21 protein-coding genes are annotated in these 17,674 nt (G+C 67.8%); 10 read left to right on the top strand and 11 right to left on the bottom strand.

The window, feature by feature from the left end:
• The first annotated feature begins 19 nt into the window (after positions 1-19).
• The 3 genes from gluQRS to RHOOR92_RS0109210 all read left to right on the top strand — a co-directional run bounded on the left by gluQRS (position 20) and on the right by RHOOR92_RS0109210 (position 2,773).
• Positions 20-886: a tRNA glutamyl-Q(34) synthetase GluQRS gene (gene gluQRS / locus RHOOR92_RS0109220; protein ID WP_027484720.1), complete on the top strand. Its 867-nt coding sequence runs from the start codon at positions 20-22 to the stop codon at positions 884-886.
• 110 nt (positions 887-996) lie between these two features.
• Entirely contained in the window at positions 997-1,737 is a 741-nt protein-coding gene (locus RHOOR92_RS0109215) for a beta-ketoacyl-ACP reductase (protein WP_027484721.1), read from the top strand.
• Between the two features lie 112 nt (positions 1,738-1,849).
• The gene (locus RHOOR92_RS0109210) at positions 1,850-2,773 is read left to right on the top strand and encodes a sel1 repeat family protein (RefSeq protein ID WP_015448250.1); all 924 of its coding nucleotides are present in this window, start codon (positions 1,850-1,852) and stop codon (positions 2,771-2,773) included.
• A 96-nt stretch (positions 2,774-2,869) separates the two neighbouring features.
• On the opposite strand, the gene RHOOR92_RS0109205 is transcribed toward RHOOR92_RS0109210, so the two are convergent.
• Positions 2,870-3,658, bottom strand: a complete 789-nt coding sequence (locus tag RHOOR92_RS0109205; protein WP_037115194.1) for a tRNA threonylcarbamoyladenosine dehydratase — start codon at positions 3,656-3,658, stop codon at positions 2,870-2,872.
• 123 nt (positions 3,659-3,781) lie between these two features.
• Here RHOOR92_RS0109205 and RHOOR92_RS0109200 point away from each other — a divergent pair, with 123 nt between their 5' ends.
• Positions 3,782-4,171, top strand: coding sequence for a cytochrome c (locus tag RHOOR92_RS0109200; protein ID WP_027484722.1), 390 nt, complete (start codon positions 3,782-3,784; stop codon positions 4,169-4,171).
• A gap of 57 nt (positions 4,172-4,228) precedes the next feature.
• Here the strand turns inward: RHOOR92_RS0109200 and RHOOR92_RS0109195 are convergent, their stop codons facing one another.
• From RHOOR92_RS0109195 to RHOOR92_RS0109170, 6 genes are all read right to left on the bottom strand, one after another.
• A complete protein-coding gene (locus RHOOR92_RS0109195; RefSeq protein ID WP_027484723.1) occupies positions 4,229-4,531 on the bottom strand; it encodes a DUF962 domain-containing protein in 303 nt (100 codons plus the stop codon).
• A 151-nt stretch (positions 4,532-4,682) separates the two neighbouring features.
• Positions 4,683-5,558: a pirin family protein gene (locus tag RHOOR92_RS0109190; protein WP_027484724.1), complete on the bottom strand. Its 876-nt coding sequence runs from the start codon at positions 5,556-5,558 to the stop codon at positions 4,683-4,685.
• 18 nt (positions 5,559-5,576) lie between these two features.
• Entirely contained in the window at positions 5,577-6,638 is a 1,062-nt protein-coding gene (locus RHOOR92_RS0109185; protein ID WP_027490112.1) for an NADH:flavin oxidoreductase/NADH oxidase, read from the bottom strand.
• Between the two features lie 52 nt (positions 6,639-6,690).
• Positions 6,691-7,608 (bottom strand): alpha/beta fold hydrolase, encoded by a 918-nt coding sequence (locus tag RHOOR92_RS0109180; RefSeq protein ID WP_027490111.1) that lies wholly within the window; start codon positions 7,606-7,608, stop codon positions 6,691-6,693.
• Between the two features lie 86 nt (positions 7,609-7,694).
• Positions 7,695-7,904 carry a cold-shock protein gene (locus tag RHOOR92_RS0109175; RefSeq protein ID WP_007507924.1) on the bottom strand — a complete coding sequence of 70 codons (210 nt, stop codon included), beginning with the start codon at positions 7,902-7,904 and terminating at the stop codon, positions 7,695-7,697.
• 257 nt (positions 7,905-8,161) lie between these two features.
• Entirely contained in the window at positions 8,162-8,371 is a 210-nt protein-coding gene (locus RHOOR92_RS0109170) for a cold-shock protein (protein WP_007507922.1), read from the bottom strand.
• Positions 8,372-8,698: 327 nt separating this feature from the next.
• Between RHOOR92_RS0109170 and RHOOR92_RS0109165 the strand changes: the two genes are divergently transcribed.
• Positions 8,699-9,163 (top strand): hypothetical protein, encoded by a 465-nt coding sequence (locus tag RHOOR92_RS0109165; protein WP_231378358.1) that lies wholly within the window; start codon positions 8,699-8,701, stop codon positions 9,161-9,163.
• A gap of 25 nt (positions 9,164-9,188) precedes the next feature.
• Here the strand turns inward: RHOOR92_RS0109165 and RHOOR92_RS0109160 are convergent, their stop codons facing one another.
• The gene (locus tag RHOOR92_RS0109160) at positions 9,189-10,424 is read right to left on the bottom strand and encodes a crosslink repair DNA glycosylase YcaQ family protein (RefSeq protein WP_027490110.1); all 1,236 of its coding nucleotides are present in this window, start codon (positions 10,422-10,424) and stop codon (positions 9,189-9,191) included.
• A gap of 186 nt (positions 10,425-10,610) precedes the next feature.
• Between RHOOR92_RS0109160 and RHOOR92_RS0109155 the strand changes: the two genes are divergently transcribed.
• Together RHOOR92_RS0109155 and RHOOR92_RS0109150 are read left to right on the top strand one after the other, a co-directional pair.
• The gene (locus RHOOR92_RS0109155) at positions 10,611-10,991 is read left to right on the top strand and encodes a hypothetical protein (RefSeq protein WP_027490109.1); all 381 of its coding nucleotides are present in this window, start codon (positions 10,611-10,613) and stop codon (positions 10,989-10,991) included.
• Positions 10,992-11,106: 115 nt separating this feature from the next.
• Positions 11,107-12,204 carry a phospholipase A gene (locus tag RHOOR92_RS0109150; RefSeq protein WP_027490108.1) on the top strand — a complete coding sequence of 366 codons (1,098 nt, stop codon included), beginning with the start codon at positions 11,107-11,109 and terminating at the stop codon, positions 12,202-12,204.
• A gap of 85 nt (positions 12,205-12,289) precedes the next feature.
• Here the strand turns inward: RHOOR92_RS0109150 and RHOOR92_RS0109145 are convergent, their stop codons facing one another.
• Together RHOOR92_RS0109145 and RHOOR92_RS0109140 are read right to left on the bottom strand one after the other, a co-directional pair.
• Positions 12,290-12,772, bottom strand: coding sequence for a peptidylprolyl isomerase (locus tag RHOOR92_RS0109145; protein ID WP_007507912.1), 483 nt, complete (start codon positions 12,770-12,772; stop codon positions 12,290-12,292).
• A gap of 149 nt (positions 12,773-12,921) precedes the next feature.
• Positions 12,922-13,407 carry a glutathione peroxidase gene (locus tag RHOOR92_RS0109140; protein WP_015448259.1) on the bottom strand — a complete coding sequence of 162 codons (486 nt, stop codon included), beginning with the start codon at positions 13,405-13,407 and terminating at the stop codon, positions 12,922-12,924.
• A gap of 99 nt (positions 13,408-13,506) precedes the next feature.
• On the opposite strand from RHOOR92_RS0109140, the gene RHOOR92_RS0109135 reads away from it, so the two are divergent.
• The 3 genes from RHOOR92_RS0109135 to RHOOR92_RS0109120 all read left to right on the top strand — a co-directional run bounded on the left by RHOOR92_RS0109135 (position 13,507) and on the right by RHOOR92_RS0109120 (position 16,214).
• Positions 13,507-14,517 carry a methionine ABC transporter ATP-binding protein gene (locus RHOOR92_RS0109135; protein WP_015448260.1) on the top strand — a complete coding sequence of 337 codons (1,011 nt, stop codon included), beginning with the start codon at positions 13,507-13,509 and terminating at the stop codon, positions 14,515-14,517.
• The gene (locus RHOOR92_RS0109130) at positions 14,514-15,191 is read left to right on the top strand and encodes a methionine ABC transporter permease (RefSeq protein WP_015448261.1); all 678 of its coding nucleotides are present in this window, start codon (positions 14,514-14,516) and stop codon (positions 15,189-15,191) included. Before RHOOR92_RS0109135 ends, RHOOR92_RS0109130 begins: the two co-directional genes overlap by 4 nt.
• A 228-nt stretch (positions 15,192-15,419) precedes the next feature.
• Complete coding sequence (locus RHOOR92_RS0109120; RefSeq protein WP_015448262.1) at positions 15,420-16,214, top strand: MetQ/NlpA family ABC transporter substrate-binding protein; 795 nt, start codon at positions 15,420-15,422, stop codon at positions 16,212-16,214.
• 145 nt (positions 16,215-16,359) lie between these two features.
• Here the strand turns inward: RHOOR92_RS0109120 and pncB are convergent, their stop codons facing one another.
• Positions 16,360-17,544 carry a nicotinate phosphoribosyltransferase gene (pncB, locus tag RHOOR92_RS0109115; RefSeq protein WP_007507903.1) on the bottom strand — a complete coding sequence of 395 codons (1,185 nt, stop codon included), beginning with the start codon at positions 17,542-17,544 and terminating at the stop codon, positions 16,360-16,362.
• Positions 17,545-17,674: the final 130 nt, after the last annotated feature.

The raw sequence follows: 17,674 nt of genomic DNA, 5'->3' as shown, positions 1-17,674 counted from the left end.
CGGCATCTAAGATGCGCCGATGAGCTATCGCGGTCGCTTCGCCCCCTCGCCGACCGGACACCTGCACTTCGGCTCGCTGGTCGCCGCGGTGGGCAGCTGGCTGTGCGCGCGGCACGCCGGTGGCGAGTGGCTGTTGCGGATGGAGGACATCGACCCGCCGCGCGAGGTTCCCGGTTCGGCGGCAAGCATCCTCGCCGCCCTGCCCGCGTTCGGCCTGGGCGCCGACGCGCCGGCGCTGTTCCAGTCGCAACGCATTGCCGCCTACGACGCGGCGTTCGAGCGCTTGCGCGCGGCAGACCAGGTGTTCCCGTGCTGGTGCAGCCGCAGCGAACTGGCCGATGCCGGCGGCATCCATCGCGATGGTCGCTGCGTCGCGTCGCCGCAGGCGGCACAGGCGCCGGCCTGGCGGCTGCGCGTGCCGGACATCGCCATCGCCTTCGACGACGCCCTGCAGGGACCGCAGCGGCAGAACCTGCGCGACGAGGTGGGCGACTTCGTGATCCGCCGGGTCGAGGGGCTGTATTCCTACCAGCTCGCCTGCGTGGTGGACGACGCCTACCAGCGCATCACCGAGGTGGTGCGCGGGCTCGACCTGCTCGACTCCACCGCGCGGCAGATCTGGCTGCAACGCTGCCTCGGGCTGCCCACGCCGGCTTATCGCCACCTGCCGCTGGTGCTGGACGGCGAGGGACGCAAGCTGTCGAAGTCCGGGCAGGCCTTTCCGATCGACCCGGCCGCCCCCCTGCCGGCACTGCGGCAGGCGCTGGCATTCCTGCGGGTACCGGCGCTGCCTGCGGCAGCGGATGCACACCAACTGCTGGTGCAGGCGCTGGCGAACTTCGACCCGGCGGATTTGCCGCATTGCAGCGGTCACTCCGTCGCCTGAAACGCTATAAATGCGCAACGCACCGGCGTCCCGCGGCAACGGCTGCAACATGCTCCCGCCATGCTCCGGCGCGACAGCCCCCGCTTCACCTGCACAGGAGTTCCAAGGACATGACGCAGCGCACGGCATTGGTCACAGGCGGCACCGGCGGCATCGGCAGCGCGATCGTTCGCTACCTTGCCGGACAGGGGCATCGGGTGGCCACCAACTATCGCAACCCGGACAAGGCCGAAGCCTGGCGCAAGGCGATGGCGGCCGAAGGCATCGACGTGTGCATGGTGCAGGGCGATGTCTGCGACCCGGATGCCTGCGCAACGATGGTCCGCGTGATCGAGGCCAGATACGGACCGGTCGACATCCTGGTCAACAACGCCGGCATCACCCGCGACACCACCTTCCACAAGATGACCTACGAGCAGTGGATGGACGTGATCAACACCAACTTGAACGCCTGCTTCAACGTCACCCGCCCGGTGATCGAGGGCATGCGCGCGCGCAAGTGGGGCCGCATCGTGCAGATCAGCTCGATCAACGGCCAGAAAGGCCAGTACGGCCAGGCCAACTACGCCGCAGCGAAGGCCGGCATGCATGGCTTCACCATCTCGCTGGCGCAGGAGAACGCGAAGTTCGGCATCACCGTCAACACCGTTTCGCCCGGCTACGTCGGCACCGACATGGTGATGGCGGTGCCCGAGGAAGTGCGCGAAAAGATCGTGGCGCAGATCCCGGTCGGCCGCCTCGGCAAGCCGGAGGAGATCGCCCACGCGGTGGCCTTCTTCACGGGCGACCAGGCCGCCTGGATCACCGGCGCCAACCTAGCGATCAACGGCGGGCATTACATGGGCTGGTGAGGCAGCGCCAAGCGAACGGATGGCGCGTCGGCATGACCTGGCGCGCACTTGCATCACCGACCGCCCCGGGCGTATATCCCATTGCCACCCACCTGGTGAAGGGAGATCGCTCATGGTCATGGAACGTGTTTCCGGCACCTGCGTATGGATGCTTGCTGGCCTGGCCCTCGCCGTGGCGCTGCCGTGCAGGGGGCAAAGCGGCGCGGCGGCCACCGGCAGCACTGCCGCTTCCCCTGCCTACCCGCCTTCCACCAACGCGCCCTCGTACGACAGTGACCCGAGCTTCGGCGCCTCGCCGAACGAGGATTTCACCAGCCCCGAGAGCGACGCCAGACCGGGGGTGTATTTTTTCAGGCTCGCCGCCCGCGCCTACGAGCAAAAGAACTACCGCCACGCGATCGACATGTACAAGGTTGCAGCGTCCTGGGCTTACAAGCCGGCCGAATACAATCTCGGAGTGATGTACTACCGCGGCCAGGGTGTGCCGGTGGATCGGCCACTGGGCGCCGCCTGGATGGTGCTGGCGGCCGAGCGCAGCACACCTCAATACGTCGCGGCGCGCGACCTGATGATCACGCCGCTGAGCAAAGCCGAATTCGCCCGGGTCGACGCCCTGTGGAACGAGCTCAAGCCTACCTACGGCGACGCCACCGCCCTGCATCGAGCCAAGATGCGCTGGGCCCAGGTGCGCGCAGGAATGACCGGCTCGCGCACCGGCGGCAGCACCGGGCCGCTGAAGGTCGGATCGAGAGGCGGCCCCTCATCGCCCAGGACGGGCAAGAGCATGACGGGCGCGCCCTTGCATACGGACACCACGGGCTTCGAGATCACCAGCGGACATGACATGCATGGCGTGGTGGCCTATCAGCAGTTCCGCGAAAGCGACAACCCCTACGACCCGAAATTCAAGACGGATCCAGCCGGCACCACCTCGGTGGGTGCCCTGATGCCGATCCCAGCCAGCGAGGCCAGGGAAGCTGCGGACAAGACCCCGGATAACAACCCACCGGCGAACGACAAGCCCGTCCATCCGTAACCGTTCGTCGCCCGGGCGCGAGAACCGCACGGCAGGCTTGACCCGACCCCGGTCGTCTCGACACGCAAGCACGGGCGCGCTCGCGCCCGTGTCCACTCACCCCAGCAGCTTCTCCAGCACCTTGCCCACCGCCGCGAAAGCGAATGCCCCGGTGATGTGGGTGGCCGCGCCCAGTCCGCCACCGCAGGCCAGGTTCAGCGCGTCGCCGCCGGGCGGGCGGGTGCCGCAGACACTGCCGTCGGGCTGCGGGTACTGCACGTTCTGCAGCGAATAGACGGCCGACACGCCGAAGTAGCGATCCGGGTTGCGCGGAAAGTTGAAATCGGCGCGGAGCTTCTTGCGGATCAGGCTGAACATCGCGTCGTGCTCGGTGCGCGACAGGTCGCGCACGCGGATCTGGGTGGGGTCGGTACGACCGCCAGCCGAACCCACGCTGACGATCGGCAGCTTGCGCCGGCGGCACCAGGCGATGGTTTCGAGCTTCACGCGGAACGCGTCGCAGGCGTCCAGCACCACGTCGTAGCCGCGGTCGAGCAGTTCGTCCAGCGTGGACGGGGTGAGGAAGCGCTCGATCGCCTCCAGCCGGATGGTCGGGTTGATCGCGTGCGCGCGCGCCGCCATCACGCCCACCTTCGACTTGCCGAACTCGCCGTCCAGCGCGTGCAGCTGGCGGTTGGTGTTGGACACGCAGACCTCGTCCGCGTCGATCAGGGTGAGCCGGCCCACGCCGCTGCGCGCCAGCGCCTCGGCCGCCCACGAACCGACGCCGCCAATGCCGATCACGCACACGTGCTTGCCTGCCAGCGTGGCCACGCTGCCGCTGCCGTACAGCCGCTCGACGCCGGCGAAGCGTTCGGCCGGGAACGTCGCGCCGGGCGGCTGCATGGTCGTGTCTGCGTGGGTCACCGGGGAATCCTGTTGCAAAGGCACCATTTTATCCTGCCCGCATGGATGCCGCGCGGCGGCGCGCGCTATCCTGCGGGTTTCCCCACCTGAGGAATCGTAGCGATGCGCGCAGCCCTGATGATCCTGCTTGGCCTGGTGATCGGCGTGATCGGCACAGCCAACGTGATGAACGCGCTGGCTGCGCGCAACCCGATGCCGAAGGCGGTGATGGAGACGATGGGTTACCACGTGGGCGAACTGAAGAACGCGATCAAGGCGAAGCAGTGCGACCCGGTGAAGGTGCAACATCACCTGGCCCGCCTGGAGTCCACCGCCAGCGACATCACGCCGGTGTTCGGCATCGACGAAAAGGCCTTCACCGACGACGCCGCCCAGCTGCAGGAACGCCTGCACCAGGCCGTGCAGGCCGCGCCGGCGAGCTGCGCAGCGGTGGCGGCCGCGATCAAGCCGGTCGGCGAGACCTGCCAGAGCTGCCACCAGCAGTACCGCTGAGGGGAAGAGCGACCCCACCCCGGCCCTCCCCTGCCAGCAGGGGAGGGAGAAAATCTGTCAGAAGCGGATCTTGCCACGCAGCATCTGGCCGTACATCACCCAGTCGCCCATCAGGCTGTACAACGGGTGCTTGAACGTAGCCGGGCGGTTCTTCTCGAAGCCGAAGTGGCCGATCCAGGCGAAGCCGTAGCCGACCACCGGCGCCAGCCACAGCCAGCGCAGCTGACCGCTCGCCAGGGCCAGCACGACCACAACGATCACCAGCGTGCTGCCGATGAAATGCATCCGGCGGCAGCCGCGGTTGCCGTGCTCGCTGAGGTAGAACGGATAGAACTCGGCAAAGCTGCTGTAGCCGGACATGTTCCTGCTCCGCGAGGGGATGGTCCGATTCTGCCACGCAGACATGCCGCGCGCTCTGTAGGGCGGGTACTGCTCGCCGGGTTTTGCATGTTGATGAAGCGCAAGAGCGGCGGGCAGTGCCCGCCCCACGAAGCAAGACAATCCGCGCCGGCTAGTCCGGCAACGGGATGAATTCCTTGTCGTCGCCGGGCACTTTCGGGAAGCGGCCTTCGCGCCAGTCGGCCTTGGCCTGCTCGATGCGCTCGCGCGTGCTGGCCACGAAGTTCCACCACAGGTGCCGTTCGCCATCCAGCGGCGCGCCGCCGAACAGCATCAGCCGGCTGGCCTCGTGCGCACGCAGCGTGGGCGCCGACGCGCCGGCCTGCACCGCCATCTGCTGCGCGCCGAACGCCAGTTCGCCCCAGCGCACCGCACCCTCGACCACATGCACGCCGCGCTCGGCATGCTCGGCGGGCAGCGCCAGTTCGGCGCCCGCCTCCAGCCGCACTTCGAGGAAGAACATCGGCGCGAACACCTTGACCGGCGAACGCTCGCCATAGGCCGTTCCCGCGATCAGCACGGCTTCGACGCCGGGCTGGCGAATCCGCGGCAGCGCGTCGCGGTCGTGATGGTGGAATTCCGGCGCCACCTCGGCATCGGCCTGCGGCAAGGCCACCCAAACCTGGATGCCGTGCAGCATCTGCCCCCCCTGGCGCGCCTCCGGCGGCGTGCGCTCGGAGTGGGCGATGCCGTGGCCGGCGGTCATCCAGTTCACCTCGCCGGGGCGGATGTCGGCCAGGCTGCCGAGGCTGTCGCGGTGGCGGATCACCCCATCGAACAGCCAGGTCACCGTGGCCAGGCCGATGTGCGGATGCGGCCGCACGTCCATGCCGTTGCCGGCGGCGAACGTGGCCGGCCCCATGTGGTCGTAGAACACGAACGGGCCGACGTGCCGCGCCAGCAGCACCGGCAGCATGCGGCGCACCACGAAGCCGTCGCCGAGATCGTGCAGGCGGGTACCTTCAACCAGGGTCGGCACGGCGTCCATCATGTTCTCCTCGACGATTTACCAGGCCCGCTGATATTGCGCCGGGGCGTCGATCTTCGCACCCAGCCGCTGCGCCGCACGGCGCGGGAAATATGGATCGCGCAGGCTCTCGCGCGCGATCAGCACCACGTCGGCCTGGCCGTTGGCGACGATCTGCGCGGCCTGCTCCGCGCCGGTGATCAGGCCCACCGCGCCGGTGGCGACACCGGCCTCGCGCCGCACCTGCGCCGCGAACGGCACCTGGTAGCCCGGCCCCAGCGGGATCTTTGCGTGTGGCAGCAGGCCGCCGCTGGAGACGTCGATCAGGTCCACGCCCAGCGGCTTCAGCTGGCGCGCCAGTTCGACGCTCTGCCCGATATCCCAGCCGCCTTCGTCCATCCAGTCGGTGGCCGAGAGGCGCAGCCACAGCGGCAGTTCGGCCGGCCACACCTCGCGCACGGCGACGATCACCTCGCGCACCAGCCGGGTGCGGTTCTCGAAGCTGCCGCCGTAGCGGTCCTCGCGCCGGTTGCTCAGCGGCGACAGGAACTGGTGCAGCAGGTAGCCATGCGCCGCATGCACCTCGACCAGGTTGAAGCCGGCCGCCAACGCACGCCGGGTGGCCTCGCGGAAATCCGCGATCACCGCCTGGATGCCCGCCTCGTCCAGCGCTTGCGGCACCTGCCAGCCATCGTCGAACGGCAGTGCCGACGGCGCCACGATGCGCCAGTCGCCCTGCCCGGCCGGCACCGGGCCATGCCCTTCCCACGGCCGCAGCGTGCTCGCCTTGCGCCCGGCGTGCGCCAGTTGCACGCCGGCGATCGCACCATGCGCCTTGATGAAGCGGGCGATCGGCTGCCACGCCTCCACCTGGGCCTGGTTCCACAGGCCGGTGTCCTGCGGCGAGATGCGGCCTTTGGCAGAAACCGCGGTGGCCTCGGCGATCACCGCCCCCGCGCCGCCCACCGCGCGGCTGCCCAGGTGCACCAGGTGCCAGTCGTTCGGCACGCCGTCGACGGCCGAGTATTCGCACATCGGCGAGACCACCAGGCGGTTGCGCAGGGTCAGGCTGCGCTGGGTGAACGGATCGAACAGTTTCATGCGGGCATCCGGCAGATCGGGCCTCTCGACATGCAGGCAGACTCCCGGCGAATCAACCCGCTGCGCCGTCGCGCCCGGCGAACGCTGCGTCCGGCCCAGCCAGCCAGTCGGCGACGCGCGCGGCGATCGGCGCGGGTGTCTTCATCCAGCCGAAATGGTCGGCCGGCAAGCCGCCCAGGTCTTCCCGCGCGATCGCCTCCACCCGGCGTTCGCCCGGTCCCAGCTTGCCCAGCAGCCAGTCCAGCGACGCCGGCGGCCCCAGCCAGTCCTCCTGCAGGCGCAGCGCCAGCAGCGACAGTGGCAGCGCGGCCAGCCGGCGCTCGAAATCCTGCGCCATCCCGGCCGCCGCGTAACGGCCAGTGCGCCCGCTGCGTGCCCAATCGGCGATCACCCCGCGCGCCTCGTTGCCGCCAAAACCGATCCGCCGCCCGGGCAGGTAACCCACCAGCCTGGCCAGCAAGGGTGCCAGCACGTAAGCCACGCCGATCAGCCAGCCACGCCGGAAGCATCGCCAGTACGGCGAGCCGCTGGCCACCAGCAGCAGGCCGGTGAAGTCGCCTGGATGGAGGCTGGCGTAGAGCAGGCCGAGCTGACCGCCGAGGCTGTGCCCACCGAGCAGGCAGCTCGCCTGCGGCCAGCGCCGGCGCACGGCGGCCAGGCCCGCGGGCAGGTCGTCCTGCAACAACTGGCGATAACCCCAATTGCTGCCGCGGCCGGCGCGCCGATCGCTGGAACCGATGCCGCGCCATTCGTGCAGCACCACCGCGATGCCCCGCGCTGCCAGCGCCTGGGCCAGCGGCAGGTAATGCCGAGCCGGGATGCCCATCGCCGGAATCCAGTACAGCAGGTGCCGCCAGCTGCCGGCAGGAAGCACGGCCAGCCATTCGTAACGCGCGCCGTCGGCTGCGGTTACCGGAACCACCAGCGGCTCGGCCGCGGCGAGGGTGCTCTCGATGGATCGGTCGGACATCCGCACAGGCTAGCGAATTGCCGCCATCACCACAAAAAAAGAGGCCGGCTTGCGCCGGCCTCTTCAAACGAATGCCGCCACCACGATCAGACCGGGGTGACGTCTTCGGCCTGCAAGCCCTTCTGGCCGTCGACGACCTTGAAGCTCACCTTCTGGCCTTCCTGCAAGCTCTTGAAACCCGAGCCGGTGATGGCGCGGAAATGCACGAATACGTCAGGGCCATTTTCACGGCTGATGAAACCGAAACCCTTGGCGTCGTTGAACCACTTGACGGTACCTACTTCACGATCCGACATGACTCACTCCGATCCTATCCAGACGCTGAGACAAACCGGCCCCAACGGGCCGACGGTTTACTGAGCATGCAGGGTCCGGTGCAACAGTCGGATTCAGGAAATCCCTACCGGGCACTCACGTAGCCAAGCAGACGCAGTGGCCCAAGCATAACGGATTTTCAACCGGTGAGTGATTTGTCAAGCGGGCTGCCAGGGACATTATCCAGGCAGGAAAAAACCGGGCATCGCTGCCCGGTTTTCCCTACACGGGACGGCACTCAGGCCGGGGTGACTTCCTCGGCCTGCAAGCCCTTCTGGCCCTGCACCACCTTGAACGAGACCTGCTGGCCTTCCTGCAGGCTCTTGAAGCCGCCGCCGGTAATGGCGCGGAAATGCACGAAAACGTCCGGGCCGTTGTCACGGGCAATGAAACCGAAGCCCTTGGCATCATTGAACCACTTGACGGTACCGATCTGACGATCAGACATGTTAATCACTCCACAGGTTTATAGACGCGGCGCCATGCGGCAACCGGCCGGCTTGACTGGTGTGCAAGGAAACAACCCAGGGGTGAACGATGAGGCAGATCGCAGATCGGCTGCATCGGGCCACAAACTCTGCTGACCCCGGCAAACACAGTGGGCGGATCATAACGGCACAACGGGGCTGAACGGAATGGAACGAATGCACCGTTTCCGGTCGCGCCGGCGGCAAATTCAGATTCCCTTGACCTTCGTCGCGCTCTAGTGGCGGCGATTCCCCGTATCCGTACCGGTACCCCGAGGGCCGGCACGGTCGCCACCCCGAGGAGAACGATGATGCCTGCCCTGTCCCGCCTTGCCCTGACCAGCGTGCTCGGAGGCCTGCTGCTGGTTGCTTGCGCGCAGCATCCCCGCAGCACCCAGACAACGACCCGTTCCACCGCGGCGACGGCACCCGCCGCCACGAAGGCTGTCGGCGCCTCCCACCGGGAACATGCCGCGACCGCCCCGCGCAGGCCCGCCGCCGAGCCCGACCTGTCGGAGAACACCGGCATCACCGCCTGCGACGACTACTTGGCCAGCTACATGGCCTGCCACCGCGCGGCGGAGATCTTCCCGCCGAGCCAGCTGCCATCCCGCTACGAGGCGATGCGCGCCGGCCTGTTGCGCGACGCGAAGAACCCGGAGATCCGGCCGCAACTGGCGGCACGCTGCAACTCGCTCGCCAGCCAGTTGCGGCAGGCCCTGCACGGCAAGCCGTGCGCGGCGAACCCGGCCCCCGCCGGCAGCACGCCGTAGGCCGCCCGGGCCTGAAGGAGCGGGGCTAGCCGGTGCCCCGCCAGGCGGCGCGCAACAACCGCGCGAGTCCCGCCGGCCGGGTGCGCCCCAGCTGGATCTCTGGGGTGCCGTGCCAGCGGGCGGTCTCGGCGATCGCCCCGGCTACCGCGTGCGCCAGCGTCGGCTCCGGCGACACCGCGGGTTCCAGGAACAGCGCCTTGACCTCGAACACGCCGCTGCCGCGGTGAGCCTTCGCATCCAGCCGGCCGACCAGCCGGCCGCGATGCAGGATCGGCAGCACGTAGTAGCCGTAGCGGCGTTTCGGCGCCGGCGTGTAGCACTCGATGGTGTATTCGAAATCGAACATCGCCAGGGCGCGAGCGCGATCCCACACCAGCGGGTCGAACGGCGACAGCAGCGCGGTACGGGTGGCGCGCAGGCGTCCGGCCAGCGCCTGGTCCAGCGCGTCGGCATGGTCGCGGTGCACATAGCCCGGCACGTTCCAGCCCGCCACCGGCACCGTCAGCAGTTCGCCGCTGGCCACCAGCGGCGCCAGTTCGCGATCGCCGACCTTCGGCTTCAGGCGGAAGTAGTCGGCGATCCACGCCGCCGGGGTCACCCCCAGCGCACGCACGCTGTCGAGGATGAAGCGCTCGCGCTGCTCCGCCACCGACGGCGCGAAGGCGGGATCGAACGGCGGGTCGAGCCGGGCCATTACGTTTTCGGCCAGGTCGTAGACGCGCTGGAAGTTGTCCCGTCGCGCCACCATCAGCTCGCCCAGCGCGAACCATGCCTCCAGCCAGCGCTTCTCCGGTTTCCACTCCCACCAGCCCGGCTTGCCGGCGACGTCCGTGCGCGCGAAATCGGCCGACCGCACCGGGCCGGAGGCGCGGATCGACTGCAGCAGCGCATCCATCTCGGTACGTTGCTCGCGGTACATGCGCGCCGCATGGCGATGCGCCCAATGATGCGTGCGGTGATCGTGGCCGCCACGGTGCCAGGCGACGTCGGCGGCGCCGACGAAGCACGCCTCGTGCGCCCAGCACTCGGCCAGCCGCCCCTGCGCCAGCGCCTCGTCCAGCCACGCCGTGGGGTAGTTGCCCAGGCGCGAGTGCAGCACCAGGTAGGGGCTGCGCGCCACCACGTGGATGGTGTCGATCTGCAGCAGGCACATGCGCCCGATCGCCGCCACCACGTCGTCGCGCCGGGGCCGTCGCCGCGGCGGCTGCAGCAAACCCTGCGCGGCCAGTTGCAGCGCCCGCGCCTGGGCCAGGCTCAGCACGCGGCCATCACCTGAAGGGACACCCAATGGCGGCGCACCTTCACGACCTCATGACACAGATATTGAGCCGGCATATACAAAGCCCCTGCTAGCGTGAAACGCGAGTTCGGCCAAACGGCATTCCGCCCGATCGATCGCGCATGCCCGCACAGCCTCCTCCGATCATTCTGGCATGGAGTACCGATAATGAAACCGCGCAAATCACTGTTGATCGTCTTCGCCACCGTCGGCCTGCTGTGCGGCGGTCCCCTGATCGCGCAGAACACCGCGCCGCAGACGCCACCGCAGGCGCCGATGGATACGGCACCGGCACCAGTTGGCACGGCGGCGGCGACCGCCACCCTGAACACGCCGGCCGGCGAACTGGTGGTGCACTCGAGCATGCCGCCGCCTCCGCCGAGCGGTCCGGCGCCCGCCTTCGAGCAGTTGTCCGGCGGCGGGAAATACATCAGCGAGGAGCAGGCTTCGGCCTATCCACTGCTCGCCAACGACTTCCTCTATGCCGATCACAACCGTGACGGCCGGATCAGCAAGAGCGAGTACGCGCGCTGGACCGCAGGCAAATAAGTCCGCACGCCGCAGATGCCGGCCGCGCGCGCGGCCGGCGTTTTCACGCGCCGGTCAGCGTCGCCCATGGCCGCTCCGCTAGACTGGTCCGCCGCCCTGCCAGAAACTTTTCTTCATGAAGCGATTGACTGCGGCCGCCCTCCTGGCCTTGTTCGCCGTTACCCTGGCCTCCGCCGCGCACGCGCAGAATCCGGACCCCACCGACATCCGCGCCTGCACTGCCATCGAGAGCGACGCCCAGCGGCTGGCCTGCTACGACCATGCGACCGGCCGGGTCAACCTGCCGATCGCGCAGAAGCGGGTGGACGAGACGACCACGACGCCGAACATCTTCGGCCGCGACCGCCGGAAGACGCCCAGTGCCGGCGCGGAACCCAACAGCGAGGTGGCCACGCCGCTGTCGCTGCTCGACAGCCGCTGGGAGCTGTCGCCGGAAAGCAAGCTCGGCACCTACAACATCCGCGGCTACAAGCCGGTGTTCGTGCTGCCCGTGTTCGCCACCAGCAACCAGAACAACCGGCCGCACAGCCCGAACCCGGACAACACCGTGCCAGGTCCGGGAGAACAGTTGGACAACGCGGAAGCGAAATTCCAGCTCAGCCTGAAGACCAAGCTGTGGCAGGGCGTGTTCGGCGACGCCGGCGACCTGTGGGTGGGCTACACCCAGTCCTCGCGCTGGCAGGTCTACAACTCGAAGCAGTCGCGCCCGTTCCGCGAGACCAACTACGAGCCCGAGGCGATGCTGGTGTTCGACACCCACTACCAGGTACTGGGCTGGGAGGGCCGGCTGCTGGGCATCGGCTTCAACCACCAGTCCAACGGCCGCGGCAACCCGCTGTCGCGCAGCTGGAACCGGGTGATCGCCAACGTCGGCTTCGAACGCGACGGCTGGACCGTGATGCTGCGCCCGTGGTGGCGCGTGCCGGAAGCACGCCGCGACGACAACAACCCCGACATCGGCAACTACATGGGACGCGCCGAAATGCAGGTCGTGCACGAATGGCGCGGCCAGGAATTCGGCATGGCGCTGCGCCATTCCCTGCGCGGCGGCAGCCGCAGCCACGGCTCGGCGCGCTTCAGCTGGAGTTTCCCGGTGGCCGGCAACCTGCGCGGCTACATGGAGGTGTTCAAGGGCTACGGCGAAAGCCTGATCGACTACAACCACAACGCCACCTACCTGGGGCTGGGCGTGTCGCTGCTCGACTGGTACTAGGTCGGGCCGCAAACGACGAAGGCCCGGCGCCAGCGCCGGGCCTTCACGCATCCGCGGATCGCGGCCTGGCCGCGCCGGCGATCGATCAGTGGTGATGCCCGCCGGCGCCGTGCACGTGGCCGTGCGCCAGCTCTTCCGCGGTGGCGCCACGCACGTCGGTCACCTCGATGGCGAAATGCAGGGTCTTGCCGGCCAGCGGGTGGTTGGCGTCGATGAAGACCACGTCGTTCTCGACCTTGGTCACGGTGACGTTGATCTGGCCTTCCGGGCCGTGGCCCTGGAACTGCATGCCGGGCTGGATGTCCTCGACGCCCTGGAACGCCGCGCGCGGCACCTCCTGCATCAGCTCCTCGTGGCGCACGCCGTAGCCTTCCTCGGCGGCCACGTCGGCGGTGAACCTGTCGCCGACCGCGCGGCCTTCCATCTGCTTCTCCAGGCCCGGCACGATTTGCCCGCTGCCATGCAGGTAGGTCAGCGGCTCGCGGCCTTCGGAGCTGTCGATGACCTGGCCCTCGTCGTCGGTCAGCGTGTAATGGAAGGCGGCAACGGCGTTCTGGGCAATCTGCATGAGGTTCTCGCGAATAGGTTCAAGTCCGCCGGCCAGGTGCCGACACGAACCGCGCAGGTTACCAGAATCGCGAAGAACCGCCTGCAGGCCACGGGAATGCGCCAGCGTTGGCACCGGCGAACCGGCGCGGGAATTCGAAGGGAACCCGATCAGCCGGCGAGCCGGGTCCGCGTATCCTTGCCGATCTTCTCCGGCGTGTCGGTGGAGGCATAGCGTTTCACCACCTGGCCGTCCGCATCGACCAGGAACTTGGTGAAGTTCCACTTGATCGACTCGCTGCCGAGAATGCCCTTGCCCTCGCTCTTCAGCCACTTGTACAGCGGGTCGGCGTGCTCGCCGTTGACCTCGAGCTTGGCGAACATCGGGAAGGTCACGTCGTACTGGGTGCTGCAGAAGGTCTTGATCTCGGTCTCGTCGCCGGGCTCCTGGTGGCCGAACTGGTCGCACGGGAAACCGAGCACCACCAGACCCAGGTCGCGCTGGTCCTGCCACAGCGTCTCCAGCCCCTGATACTGCGGGGTGAAACCGCATTTGGAAGCGACGTTGACGATCAGCAGGGTCTTGCCGCGCCATTCGGCGAGCGAGCGGGGCTTGCCATCGATATCGCGAACGGTGAAATCGTAGACGCTGGACATGGACGGACTCCGTCTTGATGGATCAATCCAGCAGCATACGCCATCGACCGTGATGTCCGTGGCATAGAATGGCCCACCACCCGCAAGCCAGGCTCCGTCGTGATCCGCTTCGTCGATGTCCACAAGTCCTACCGCGTCGACGGCAAGGACATTCCCGCGCTGCAGCCGTTCAACCTCGACATCATGGACGGCGAGGTGTTCGGCATCATCGGTCTGTCCGGCGCCGGCAAATCGACGCTTATACGGCTGATCAACCTGCTCGAACGGCCCAGCGGCGGGCGCGTCTTCGTGGGCGACACCGAGATGACCGCGCTGGCCGAACCGGCGTTGCGCGCGCAGCGGCGCCGGATCGGCATGATCTTCCAGCACTTCAACCTGCTCGCCTCGCAGACGGTGGCGGACAACGTGGCATTTCCGCTGCGACTGGCCGGCGAACGCGATGCCCGTGCATTGCGCGCACGCGTCGACGAGCTGCTGGCGCGAGTGGGTCTGACCGCGCATGCCGACAAGTACCCGACGCAGCTTTCCGGCGGGCAGAAGCAGCGCGTCGGCATCGCGCGTGCGCTGGCCAACCGGCCATCCATCCTGCTGTGCGACGAGGCCACCAGCGCGCTCGACCCGCAAACCACCGCCTCGGTGCTGGAGCTGCTGGCCGAGATCAACCGCGAGCTGAAACTCACCATTGTGTTGATCACCCACGAGATGGACGTGGTGCGCCGCGTGTGCGATCGCGTGGCGGTGCTCGACGCCGGCGCGATCGTGGAGTGCGGCGCGGTCGCCGACGTGTTCCTGCATCCGCAGCATCCCACCACCAAGCGCTTCGTCAACGAGGCGCTGCCCGAGGAGGCGGCCAGCGAGCTGGCGCCGTTCGCCCGCGTGCCCGGGCGCCTCCTGCGACTGAGCTTCCGCGGCGAAGCCACGCTGACGCCGGCCCTGGGCCGCGTGGCGCGCGAGACCGGCGTGGAATTCAACCTCCTCGCCGGCCGCATCGACCGCATCAAGGACCTGCCCTATGGCCAGCTCACCCTGGCGATGCAGGGCGAACGGGTGGACGCCGCGCTGGCCGCGCTGCGCGAGGCTGGCATCGAGATCGAGGAGTTGCACCGATGAACCCGCTGCCGAAACTCTTTCCGAACATCGACGACTGGGGCGAGATCGGCCGCGCCTGCATCGACACCCTGCTGATGCTGGGCGGCTCGCTGGCGCTCACCGTGCTGATCGGCCTGCCGCTGGGCGTGCTGCTGTACCTCACCGGCAAGGGCCAGCTGCGGCCGATGCCGAAGCTCTATGCGATCGCCTCGCTGCTGGTGAACATCCTGCGCTCAGTGCCGTTCATCATCCTGATGATCGTGCTGATGCCGGTCACCTATGCCCTGGTCGGCACCAAGCTTGGCATCCGCGGCGCGATCCCGCCGCTGGTGATCGGTGCGGCGCCGTTCTTCGCGCGGCTGGTGGAGACCGCGCTGCGCGAGGTACAGCAGGGCGTGATCGAGGCCAGCCAGGCGATGGGTGCCAGCCTGTGGCAGATCGTGCGCCACGTCTTGCTGCCCGAAGCGCGTGGCGGCCTGTTCGCCGGCATCACGGTCACCGCGATCGCCCTGGTCGGCTATACCGCGATGGGCGGCGCGATCGGCTCAGGCGGCCTCGGCGACCTGGCCTACCGCTACGGCTACCTCAGCTACAAGTCCGACTACATGCTGGTCACCGTGCTGCTGCTGATCGTGCTGGTGCAGCTGTTGCAGATGATCGGCGACTACATCGTCACGCGTTATAAGCAACGCTGATCTGGTTATTTGCGTCTGGCGGCACAGGCGGCCTAGTTTCGTTGACCGCCCATGAGAATCACCGCCATGAGATTGCTGCTCGCCGCCGTCGCCGCCATCCTGGCCCTGCTCCTGCTGGCCGGCTATGCCGCGCCGAAGTCGTGACGACTCCGAAAGTCATGTTTGCCCCATGTTTGTATTTGGCAGTATAGACGGCTTATCATTGTGCGCCGCACAACCGAGTCCGCCATGAAACTGCTGTTTGCCTCCCTCGCCCTGACCTTGCTGTTGCTGGCCGGCTGCTCCGGCTCCGGCAAGCAGGGCGGCAACGTCCTCACCGTGGCCGCTACCGCGGTGCCGCACGCGGAAATCCTCAAGCAGGCCAAGCCGCTGCTGGCGAAGGAAGGCGTGGAGCTGCAGGTCAAGGTGTTCGCCGACTACGTGCAGCCGAACACCCAGGTAGCCGAAAAGAACATCGACCTGAACTACTTCCAGACCAAGCCCTACCTGGACGCGTTCAACCGCGAACGCGGCACCCGGCTCACCATCGTCACCGGCGTGCACATCGAGCCGTTCGGTGCGTATTCGCGCAAGTTCAAGAGCATCGACCAGCTGCCCGACGGCGCCAGCGTGACGCTGCCGAACGATCCCAGCAACAGCGGCCGCGCGCTGTTGCTGCTGGCGAAACACGGCCTGATCACGCTGAAGGATCCGACCGACGAGATGGCCACGCTGAAGGACGTCACCGCGAATCCGAAACACCTGAAGTTCCGCGAGCTGGAAGCGGCGATGCTGCCGCGCACGCTGGACGAGGTCGACCTGGCGCTGATCAACACCAACTACGCGCTGGCCGCCGGACTGAATCCCACCAAGGACGCGCTGCTGATCGAGGGCAAGGACTCGCCCTACGTGAACTACCTGGTCGGCCGCCCCGACAACCAGGACGACCCGCGCGTGCAGAAGCTGGCCCGGGTGCTGAACAGTCCGCAGATCAAGGCGTTCATCGAGCAGAAATACCACGGCGCCGTGCTGCCCGCGTTCTGACGACGCGCTGCGCTCCCTCCCCTGCTTGCAGGGGAGGGCTGGGGAGGGGTTCGCTCTTGATCTGCTCTTCCCCGCCAGCCCGAGCAACCCCCACCCAACCTCCCCCTGCCTGCAGGGGGAGGAGCCAAAGGCTGCCGCTATACAGTCACCCCTGCGTTGCGGGGATCTCGAACACCTGGCGCAGATACGCCACGTAGGCCTCGTCCTCGCACATGTTCTTGCCCGGCGAGTCGCTCAGCTTGGCCACCGGCTGGCCGTTGCAGCGGATCATCTTGATCACGATGTTGAGCGGTTCGGGACCCACGTCGTTGGTGAGGTTGGTGCCCACGCCGAAGGCGAGCTGGCAGCGGCTGCGGAAATGCGCGTACAGCTGCATCACCCGCGGAATGTCCAGCCCGTCGCTGAACACCAGCACCTTGCTGCGCGGATCGACCCGGTTCTCGCGGTAGTGCGCCAGCACCCGCTCGCCCCAGGCGAACGGATCGCCGGAGTCATGGCGGGTGCCGTCGAACAGCTTGCAGAAGTACATGTCGAAATCGCGCAGGAACGCGTCGAGCCCGTACACGTCCGACAGCGCGATGCCGAGGTCGCCGCGATACTCCTTCGCCCACGCCTCCAGTGCCGCCACCTGCGAATCGCGCAGGCGCGGACCCAGCGCCTGGTGCGCCTGCAGGTATTCGTGCGCCAGCGTGCCCAGCGGGGTCAGGTCGAGCTTGCGCGCCAGCCACACGTTGCTGGTGCCGGCCAGCTGTTCACCCAGCCCTTCGCGCAGTGCGGTCACCACCTTTTCCTGCCACAGCCGCGAATAGCGCCGGCGTGTGCCGTAGTCGGCGATCCTGCAGCCGGCGTAGTCCGGCGTGTCGCGCAGCAGGGCGATCTTCGCCTGCAGCCGCTGGCGCCCCTCGGCCAGATCGAGGCCGCCGCTGGTGTTGCGGAAGTACACCTCGTTGACGATCGCCAGCAACGGCACCTCGAACAGGATGGTGTGCAGCCACGGCCCGCGGATGCGGATCTCGATCTCGCCGTTGGCCGCGGCGACCGGCGCGATCGCCACGTACTTCTCGTTGAGCTGGAACAGCCCCAGGAAATCCACGAAATCGCTCTTGATGAAGCGCCACGTGCGCAGGTAGTCGAGCTCGTCCGGCGCGAAACGCAGCCGGCACAACGCCTTCAGCTCGGCGCGGATCTCCTCGATGTACGGCACCAGGTCGATGCCCGGCGTGCGGCACTTGAAACGGTACTCGACCTGGGCAGCCGGATACTGGTGCAGCACCACCTGCATCATCGAGAACTTGTACAGGTCGGTATCGAGCAGCGAGTCGATGATCATCGGAGGCCGGGGAGCGGAGCGGGATGGATCATTATCCACGCGAATCGCGCAGCTTGTTCCGCGCAAAAAGAAACCCCATCAGCCAGGGGAGGACTGACGGGGTTTGTCAGGCGGCATCCAGGGGAGGAAA

It is taken from the genome of Rhodanobacter sp. OR92 (genome assembly GCF_000427545.1).
In the GTDB taxonomy this organism is placed as follows: Bacteria; Pseudomonadota; Gammaproteobacteria; order Xanthomonadales; family Rhodanobacteraceae; genus Rhodanobacter; species Rhodanobacter denitrificans.
This window is presented reverse-complemented; position numbering and strand designations above follow the sequence as displayed.